Source organism: Solihabitans fulvus (assembly GCF_008386585.1).
Lineage (GTDB): Bacteria > Actinomycetota > Actinomycetes > Mycobacteriales > Pseudonocardiaceae > Solihabitans > Solihabitans fulvus.
This window is the reverse complement of the sequence record NZ_VUOB01000332.1, coordinates 1-410: the sequence shown is the minus strand read 5'-3', so window position 1 is coordinate 410 and position 410 is coordinate 1. Positions and strand designations below refer to the sequence as shown.

1 protein-coding gene is annotated in these 410 nt (G+C 56.1%); it reads left to right on the top strand.

The window, feature by feature from the left end:
• Nucleotides 1-94 precede the first annotated feature (94 nt).
• A partial coding sequence (locus F0L68_RS45985) for a tubulin alpha chain (RefSeq protein ID WP_188317148.1) occupies nt 95-410 on the top strand: 316 nt, incomplete at its 3' end.

Genomic DNA, 410 nt, shown 5'->3' with positions numbered 1-410 from the left:
CTACCCCGCGCCTCAGGTTCCCACTGCCGCCGGCGAGCCCTACAACTCTATCCTCACAACCCACACAACCCTTGAGCACTCTGACTGTGCTTTCATGGTCGACAATGAAGCCATCTATGACATCTGCCGCCGTAATCTCGACATTGAGCGCCCAACCTACACCAACCTGAATCGTCTCATCGGACAGATTGTCTCCTCGATCACTGCTTCTTTGAGATTCGACGGCGCTCTGAATGTGGACCTCACCGAGTTCCAGACTAACTTGGTGCCTTACCCCCGTATCCACTTCCCACTGGTCACGTACGCGCCAGTCATCTCTGCCGAGAAGGCCTACCATGAACAGCTTTCCGTCGCCGAGATCACAAACGCATGCTTCGAGCCCGCCAACCAGATGGTGAAATGCGACCCCC